General features: G+C 68.4%; 12 protein-coding genes and 1 pseudogene. All 13 read right to left on the bottom strand.

Going from position 1 to position 7,098, the window contains the following annotated elements:
- Positions 1-2,028, bottom strand: a 2,028-nt coding sequence (locus tag Uis4E_RS11455) for a phage tail tape measure protein (protein ID WP_101623281.1), incomplete at its 3' end; no start/stop codon positions are given.
- Positions 2,025-2,264, bottom strand: coding sequence for a hypothetical protein (locus Uis4E_RS12035; RefSeq protein ID WP_101623280.1), 240 nt, complete (start codon positions 2,262-2,264; stop codon positions 2,025-2,027). The genes Uis4E_RS12035 and Uis4E_RS11455, both read right to left, overlap by 4 nt.
- A 15-nt stretch (positions 2,265-2,279) precedes the next feature.
- A complete protein-coding gene (locus Uis4E_RS12030; RefSeq protein ID WP_101623279.1) occupies positions 2,280-2,645 on the bottom strand; it encodes a hypothetical protein in 366 nt (121 codons plus the stop codon).
- 17 nt (positions 2,646-2,662) lie between these two features.
- Positions 2,663-3,190: a hypothetical protein gene (locus Uis4E_RS11440; protein ID WP_101623278.1), complete on the bottom strand. Its 528-nt coding sequence runs from the start codon at positions 3,188-3,190 to the stop codon at positions 2,663-2,665.
- Positions 3,191-3,277: 87 nt separating this feature from the next.
- Complete coding sequence (locus tag Uis4E_RS11435; RefSeq protein ID WP_101623277.1) at positions 3,278-3,685, bottom strand: hypothetical protein; 408 nt, start codon at positions 3,683-3,685, stop codon at positions 3,278-3,280.
- Positions 3,682-4,146, bottom strand: coding sequence for a hypothetical protein (locus Uis4E_RS11430; protein ID WP_101623276.1), 465 nt, complete (start codon positions 4,144-4,146; stop codon positions 3,682-3,684). The genes Uis4E_RS11435 and Uis4E_RS11430 overlap by 4 nt, the downstream gene beginning before the upstream one ends.
- Positions 4,143-4,451: a hypothetical protein gene (locus tag Uis4E_RS11425; protein WP_243394571.1), complete on the bottom strand. Its 309-nt coding sequence runs from the start codon at positions 4,449-4,451 to the stop codon at positions 4,143-4,145. The genes Uis4E_RS11430 and Uis4E_RS11425 overlap by 4 nt, the downstream gene beginning before the upstream one ends.
- Positions 4,448-4,975 (bottom strand): phage tail tube protein, encoded by a 528-nt coding sequence (locus tag Uis4E_RS11420; protein ID WP_101623275.1) that lies wholly within the window; start codon positions 4,973-4,975, stop codon positions 4,448-4,450. Before Uis4E_RS11420 ends, Uis4E_RS11425 begins: the two co-directional genes overlap by 4 nt.
- Positions 4,976-5,043: 68 nt before the next feature.
- Positions 5,044-5,424, bottom strand: coding sequence for a tail completion protein gp17 (gp17, locus tag Uis4E_RS11415; RefSeq protein ID WP_101623274.1), 381 nt, complete (start codon positions 5,422-5,424; stop codon positions 5,044-5,046).
- Positions 5,421-5,798, bottom strand: coding sequence for a hypothetical protein (locus Uis4E_RS11410; RefSeq protein WP_243394569.1), 378 nt, complete (start codon positions 5,796-5,798; stop codon positions 5,421-5,423). The genes gp17 and Uis4E_RS11410 overlap by 4 nt, the downstream gene beginning before the upstream one ends.
- 2 nt (positions 5,799-5,800) lie before the next feature.
- Positions 5,801-6,226: a DUF6093 family protein gene (locus Uis4E_RS11405; RefSeq protein ID WP_101623273.1), complete on the bottom strand. Its 426-nt coding sequence runs from the start codon at positions 6,224-6,226 to the stop codon at positions 5,801-5,803.
- The gene (locus tag Uis4E_RS11400; protein WP_101623272.1) at positions 6,223-6,813 is read right to left on the bottom strand and encodes a hypothetical protein; all 591 of its coding nucleotides are present in this window, start codon (positions 6,811-6,813) and stop codon (positions 6,223-6,225) included. Before Uis4E_RS11400 ends, Uis4E_RS11405 begins: the two co-directional genes overlap by 4 nt.
- A 17-nt stretch (positions 6,814-6,830) precedes the next feature.
- Positions 6,831-7,098, bottom strand: a pseudogene (locus tag Uis4E_RS12105) (hypothetical protein); the annotation flags it as partial.

Here is a 7,098-nt window from a genome sequence, read left to right as displayed (position 1 = left end):
TGCTTCGGCGGCCTTCATCGCGCTGTCGGCGATGTCGTTCAACGCCGACTGGTTGTTGCGGCCGGCCTCGGTGTTGAGGTCGAGTGTCTGTCCGTTCTCCTGCGCGGCCTTGGTGGCCTTGTCGAATGAGTCGTGCATGGAGATCAGCGCGTCGGACGCGCTCGTGGAGAACCCGTAGTAGGTGGACAGGGCGCTGGTGACCTCGCCCAACGCGGCGGCCTGCTCGTTGATGCCGTCGGTGGTCGCGTTGAAGTTGCCGGCGAGGATGCTGGCCGCGTCCGCCGCCTGATTGGACGCGTCGGCGATCTCGTTCACGCCGTCGGCGGCGGTGCTGCCGGAGTTGCCGAGTTGGGCGTTGGCGTCGGCGAGTTCCTTGGTCTTCTGGTTGTTGTCGCCGATCTGGGCGGATGCCTCCTTGAGGCTGTCGCGGATGAGGTCGGATTGGGCTTTGCCGACGTTCATGCCGTGCACGTAGGTGTTGTTGGCCTCCTCGTGCTCCTTGAGCGCCTGGTTGACCTCCTTGAGCGCCTGCTTGTTTCCGGCTGCGGCCTGGCTGAATGTGGCGGCGCTGATGCCGCAGTCCTTCAACGCGTCGTTGAGGTTCTTCACGTCCTTGGACGAGTTCATGAAGCCGAGGTCGCCGCCCCAATCGCCCTTGATGATAGCCGTGGACAGGGCTGTGGCCGCGTCGGTGCCGGATTCCATGGCCGTGGCAAGGTTCTCCGCCTCCTGTTTGGCGGCGGCCGCCTTGGTGGCGAAGTATCCGACCGCCACGCCGGCGGCGGTCAACGCGGCGCCCCAGGGGCCTCCGAACGCGCCGAGCAGTCCCTGTCCCGCGGTGGAGAGTCCCTGGGCGACGCCTTGGGTGCGGCTGACGGTGCTGCCGAACACCTCCAGCTGGCGGGTCGGGTTGGAGAACGCGGCGCCGATCTGCGTGGCGGCCTGGGAGAACAGGGGTGCGGCGGCTTGGAATCGCTGCACGGGGTCGACGAGGAGGCCGAGCTGTTGGGCGGCCTTGCTGCTGGATTCTCCCAGCGGGCCGAACTGCTTGTGGAGTGCGGCGACCGCGCCTCCGGCCGCGCCGAGCACGACGACGCCCTGCTGGACGGGTGCGGGCAGGCCGCTGAACGCGTCCACGGCGCTGTCCACGCCCTGCACGAGCGTGCGCAGGGGGCCGTTCGCGCCGCTGCCGATGGTGATGAGCATCGATTCGAGGCTGCCGGTCAGGTTCTCGATGTCGCCTTTGAGGTTGTCGTTCTTGGCTGCGGCCTGTTCGGCCGCGAAGCCGGATTGGCTGACCTCCTTGGTCCATTTCTGGACTCCGCTCGCCCCTTCCTTGTAGAGGACGTTGGCGGCGCGGATCGCGTCGGAGCCGAAGATCGTGGCCAATGCCTGGTTGCGCTGCTCCTGCGTGAGGCCGCCCATCTTCGATTGGAGCTGGCCGGCGAGGTTGGCGAGGCCGACGAAGTTGCCCTGCGCGTCGTACGCGTTGATGCCGAGCTCCTGCATGAGGTTCTTGGCCTTCTCGCTCGGGTTGGCGAGGCTGAGGAGCATGGTCTTGAGGCTGGTGCCGGCGTCGGAGCCGACCATGCCGGCGTTCGCGAACGCGGTGAGCGTGCCCACGGTCTCCTGCATGCCGATGCCGAAGCTGTTGGCGACCATGCCGGACTGCTGGAGCGCATAGCCGAGGTCGCGGGCCGAGCCCTGCGCCTTGCCGGCGCCGGCGGCCAGCGCGTCGGCGACGGCGCCCGCGTCCTTGCCGGCGAGGTTGAACTGGGTCATGGCGCTGGACATGAGTTCCGCGGCCTCGCTGACCTGCATGCCGTCGGATGCGGCGAGGTTCAACGCGCCGGAGAGTCCGCCGGAGAGGATGTCCGAGGTCGACATGCCGGCCTTGCCGAGCTCGTTGATCGCGTCCGCCGCCTCGGACGCGGAGTACACGGTGTTGGCGCCCGCGTCGATGGCCGCCTGCCGCAGCTTGTCCATCTCGCCCGCGGACGCCCCTGTGTTGGCCTGCACGGTGCTCATGGCGGCGTCGAACTGGGCGAACGTGGTGACGGCGGCACGCCGATCGCGGCGGACACGGCGCCGATGACGAGCCCGGCCTTGGTGAAGCCGGCGCCGACGCGTTCGCTGGTGGTCATGGGCTTCTCCAACGCGGTGGAGAGCTTGGTCGCCTGGGCGGACGCGGCCTGCATCTTCGTCGTGTAGTTCGACGTGTCGGCCATGAGCCGGATCATGATGTTCTCGTTCAATCCGGCCATGGCCGGGCACCTCCGTCAGTCTTGCGTGATGGGTCTGGTGGGGGTGAGGCGGGTGGTGATCGCGCCGTCCGCGTCCGGGTCCGGGGCGCCGCTGTCCCGGTAGGAGCGCAAGGCCTTGTTGCGCAGGTAGGCGACGTTGCAGATCTCCACGTCGGCGCCCGCCCAGCGGCGTTCGGTCTCGTCCTGGTCGTGGCAGACGCGAGTGGGCATGCCGCATACCGGGCACAGGCCGTCCTCGTACGCTTGCAGGGCGAGCATCCACGTGCGTTCCGTCTCATCCCATTCCGTGGGGTCGTCGTCCGTGGGCTCCCATCCGTCGAACCGTTTGAGGCTCATGCCGAGGCTCCGCGCGCATTTGAGGCGCGCGACGAGTCCCGGCATGGTCTCCAACGCGACGGCTAGTTCTCCGACCGCAGCAGGGTCAGCGTCTCTTTTGGGAGGCTCGTCGCCGGCACATTCAGCGCCTGGATGGTCTCGAGCAGCTGGAGGATCTGCGAGTCGGCGAGATTGCCGGCGAGACCTGCGAGCTCGTCGGCGGTGACGGGGATGGCTTCACCGTCGTGGCCGCGCATGCCGGTGGTCATGGCGGCGAGCGCGAGGGTGGCGAGTTTGTTGAGGTCCTTGGTGGTGCGGCCGCCCTGTGTGGTGGTGCAGCGGGCTACGGTCTGGTTCCATTGGTTGGAGGGGAGGCCTTGGAGGGTGAGGGTGATGGTGCTGGCTTCGACTTTCGCGGCGAGGTCGGCGAGCTTGCTGCGGGTGTGGTCGAGTTCCCTGCGGTGGTGGGAGGCTTCGGCTTCGGTGGTGCCGTCGGTGGCGTCGACGATTTCGTTGTAGTGGTTGGTCAGTTCGATGGTGTCGCGTAGTGCGTCGAGGTCGGTGACGATGTCCACGTCCGTGGTGGGGCGGGTGATGGTGGGGATGGTCATGCGGGGTCTCTTTCGGTTCTCCTTCGGGGGTGGGGTCCCGCACGCGTGGAAGGAGGGGAAGCGCGCGTGCGGGACGTGTGTGGTGGGTTATGGTTCTGCTGCGAGGAGGAAGTCGTCGTAGCGGATAGGTCCTCCGTTGACGGTGATGCGGAGGGTGGCGGTTGTGGCCTCATCGGGGATGGGGATGGAGATGGTGTGGCGCGTCCATTTGGCGCCCGCGTCTCCGGGGACGAGCTGTGTCCACGCGTCGCCTTTGTCGAACAGCATGGCGAGCGATGTGGAACGTGTCGTGTCGTACGAGTTGGCCATGTAGGAGAGCGTCAGCGTCGCGGCGTCGGGCAGGGTGATGGTTTGGGCCATCGAGCCGTTCACCTGTGCCATCCACTTGCCCTCGACGGGCGCGATCCAGGCTGCGTCCGATGCGCCCACCACGTTCGCGCCCGCCCATGGCGTGGCGGTTCCGGCCTCGAAACCGGGGTTGGTGAGAAGGTTCACGGGCTCAAAGGCCAATTCCCCCCCTGAACGGTCAGGGCGGCGGGAGGCTCCCACGTTTCGGGCCACTTCGCGTGCAATGCGAGCATGGGATGCAGTGTCGCATCGAACGACCGCCCCGTGCTGTTGATTTTGCCGATGACCGTGAACCCGCAGCGGGTCGGCTGGGACAGGAGGAGCAGTTGGTTTTCGCCCTTGCCCTCATCCCAGTATTGGAGGCGCTTGCCTGTGTCCATGTCGATGACGGCGATGTACACGCCTGTGCCGGAGTACAGGCTTGCGTCGTCGCCCATGGGACGTATCCGGTATTCGTTTGGGGGAATCGTGCCGATCTCCCAGACGACGCCTTTGCCTGCCGTGAGCGTGCCTTCCATGTGCAAGCCGGAATCGTCGGCAACGCTGCATGTCAGTCCATTCGCGTTCTCGGCCGGACCGTAGGCGAGCAGGTTCCTCGATCCGGTCACGCTAAAGGGGCGGGGAGCGTCCCCTTGCCGAGGAGGCGTGCGTTCGCGCCGCTGGTGGTGCAGTCCACGACGGTGGCGACCTGTGCTTCCGTGCCGGATACGGCGCCGTCCGCGGGGAACGCCGTCCATCCGGACTTGAGGTCGCATACGGTGTCGTAGGCGACCGTGGGCGTCTTGTCCGCGTCGGTGATCATGATCCGGCGCTGCAGGCCCGCGCCGACGTCGGGCGTGACGGTGACGGTCTGGCCTCCGCTACGCGCGGCGGCCGTCACCGTCAGCACGCCGAGGGTCGGCGTGGGCGTCACGCTTTTGGGGCGATGACGGCGGTCTCGTCCTGCGAGCCGGGGTCGGCGGAGAAGCTGATGGTCGACATCTGGCGCTGGTTGGCGGCGTGGGCGACGGGGGTCTTGATGCCGATGGTCACCTTGAACACGCTGACGGTCTGGCCGGCGTCGAACGGGTCGTCGGTGGGCAGGCCTCGACGGCGCACGATGTAGCCCTGCGTGCCGGCGGTGAGCTGTTCGACGGCGTCGTTGGATGCCTTGCCCGCGCCGTCCTTGATGTTGACGTTGTCGATGACCTGGAGGGTGCCGTTCTCGTATTTCTCCTGGCCGGGGATCTGGCCGACGGCCGCGGCGCCCTCGCGGTCGTCGTCGATCATGTCCTGGCTGTGGTCGAGCTTCCAGCCGTCGGAGGTGAGCCAGTAGCTCAGGTCGAGCGGGTCGGCGGTGAGTTCGGCGACGGTCGGGGCGGTCACGTCCGCGACGGTCTTGACGAATACGGTCTTGACGCGCCCGTCCTCGAGGTGCGCGGTCACGTTGTTCGGCATGATGGTGTCCTTTGCTGTATGCGGTCCCGCGGGGCGCGGGACGGTGATGATTGATGTGTGCTTGCGGGTCAGGCGCCGAAGCGCCATGTGACGACGCGCATGACGAACGCCTGCCCGGTGTCGGGGCTGGTGAGTTCGCTCGCGTAGACGCCGGAGTCCTTGTCGGGCACGAGCGCGCCCATGCCGGCCGGCATGCGGCCGTCGAGCGCGTCCATGATGGTCTCGCATGCCGCGTCCACGTCGGAGGCGAACGCGGCGACGACGCGCACGTCGAGCTCCCAGACGTGGCCGGTGACGTTCACGGCTTCGCCCAGGAGACGGGACGTCTCGCGCACGCGCCAGACGATCCACGGCGGGCTGGGTCCGGTGGCCACGTCCTCGTACACGCGCCAGTGGGGCATGTCGGGGAGCATGCCTCGGACGAGGGTCTTCACGCTTCGGGAGTTCATAGGCTCGACGCCGCCTCCTTCACGTATCTGGCGGTGGTCTCCAATTCGGCCTCCCCGTGCTCGTAGAACCGGTGGGTGCCGCCGCCTTTCGCGGTGCCGAAGAACGCGATGTTGGCGAGCGAGCCCGCGCCGCCGGAGACGGGCGCGATGTCCGCCTCCACGGTGGTGCCCGCCTCCTTCATCTCGTAGGCGATGGGGATGCGGGAGATGCCGCGGTTCGACGAGCCGCGCACGTCCGCCTGCACCGCGGTCTTGATGTTCTGCGCGCCGCGCTTGACGGCCGCCGCGACGAGCACGTGGTTGCGGCCCACGGCCTTGGACAGGCGCGCCGCGAACGCGGTGACCTGCGACGCGTCGATGCCGATCACGCCCATGCTCACGCTCCTTCCGGGATCTCGCGCACGTTCCAGCGTCTCGCCGTCGCGTGCGTCTTCTCGGACTGCAGGTTCACGAGCCGGTAGCGACGGCCCACGAGCATCGGGTCGGAGGACGAGACGCATTCGGCCACGTCCTTCTCCCTGAGATTCGCGACCGCGATGGGCACGTGCAGGTACAGGCCCCATTCCGCGACGTTGCCGCCCACGTTCGAGGTCTCGCCCGTGGCGCTCACCTTGTCCGAGGCGACGCCGCCGGACGTCTGCAGTTTGCCGTTGCCTTCGTAGACGGTCAGCGTGGCCGGCGTGGTCAGTCCGGTGTCCGGGTCCGTGACGGTCCGCCCCGTGTGACGGACGACGCGGAACGTGTCCGTCATGAGGGATTCGGCCATGCGCCGGCCTCGCGCCAGCAGCGTGCCCACGCTCATTTGAACACCCCCACGCTGATTCCCCGGATGCCGAAGCGTGCGCGGAGGCTGCGTTTCGTGGCCTCCGGCAGCTCGGTCGCGTCGATGACCGTGGCGGTTCCCTGCTGGTATCCGATCTGGAAGTCGTCGACGCGTTCGTACGCCTTGCCGACGTTCGCGCCGGGGCCGCCTTCCGCCTGCTGGTGGAGGCCGGCGGCGACCATGGAGCAGGCGAGACGCACGATGTCCTCGGGCACCGGGTCTTGGCCGATGCTCATGGTCACGGTGACGGGCAGGGGGATGCCGTTCGGAGGCCCCCACATGACGTCCCGGTAGAGGCTGGAGCCGAGCAGCGTCCAGTCGTCGGTCTCCTCGCCGTCCACGAGCACGTGGGTCACCCGGTTCACGGGACGGCAGGGCAGGTCGAGTTTGCGGGACGCCTCGCTGGGGATGGTCACGGTCACGTCGCACCGGCTGATGGGCCCGCCGGCGGCGTCGCGTATCGCGGCGGACACCGAGGAGAGCAACCGTCCGGCCATGTCGGCTCCGACCGCGGAGTAGTCGACCTTGTACGCGTCGAGGTCCTCCAGGGTGGCGAGCGGTTCCATGACGGCTCCTCCTTAGGTCAGCCGAGCGCGCTCGGCTGGTCGGCGGCTTGGTCTCCGGCCGCGGCGGCCGTGGTCACGGTGATGGCCGCGGTCGTGTTGTCGGTCTTGGTGAGCGTGCCGCCGGTGACCTTGCCGGACGCGTCCGTGGCCAGGGCGATGGACTTCACGCCCACGCCCGCGGCTCCGGCCGTGCCGGCGGGGCCGGTCGCACCGGTCGCGCCCCTCGCCCCTGCGGCGCCCGCGGGGCCTGCCGGACCTGCCGGGCCGGTGGCGCCGGCGGGGATG

Source organism: Bifidobacterium parmae (genome assembly GCF_002860365.1).
In the GTDB taxonomy this organism is placed as follows: domain Bacteria; phylum Actinomycetota; class Actinomycetes; order Actinomycetales; family Bifidobacteriaceae; genus Bifidobacterium; species Bifidobacterium parmae.
Note: the sequence above shows the minus strand (reverse complement) of the source record. Positions and strands in the feature narration are given on the sequence as shown.

Coding starts and splice junctions, on each gene's coding strand:
- Uis4E_RS12035 (WP_101623280.1), bottom strand. CDS start 2,264: ATGGCCGGATTGAACGAGAACATCATGATCCGGCTCATGGCCGACACG.
- Uis4E_RS12030 (WP_101623279.1), bottom strand. CDS start 2,645: ATGCCGGGACTCGTCGCGCGCCTCAAATGCGCGCGGAGCCTCGGCATG.
- Uis4E_RS11440 (WP_101623278.1), bottom strand. CDS start 3,190: ATGACCATCCCCACCATCACCCGCCCCACCACGGACGTGGACATCGTC.
- Uis4E_RS11420 (WP_101623275.1), bottom strand. CDS start 4,975: ATGCCGAACAACGTGACCGCGCACCTCGAGGACGGGCGCGTCAAGACC.
- gp17 (WP_101623274.1), bottom strand. CDS start 5,424: ATGAACTCCCGAAGCGTGAAGACCCTCGTCCGAGGCATGCTCCCCGAC.
- Uis4E_RS11410 (WP_243394569.1), bottom strand. CDS start 5,798: ATGGGCGTGATCGGCATCGACGCGTCGCAGGTCACCGCGTTCGCGGCG.
- Uis4E_RS11405 (WP_101623273.1), bottom strand. CDS start 6,226: ATGAGCGTGGGCACGCTGCTGGCGCGAGGCCGGCGCATGGCCGAATCC.
- Uis4E_RS11400 (WP_101623272.1), bottom strand. CDS start 6,813: ATGGAACCGCTCGCCACCCTGGAGGACCTCGACGCGTACAAGGTCGAC.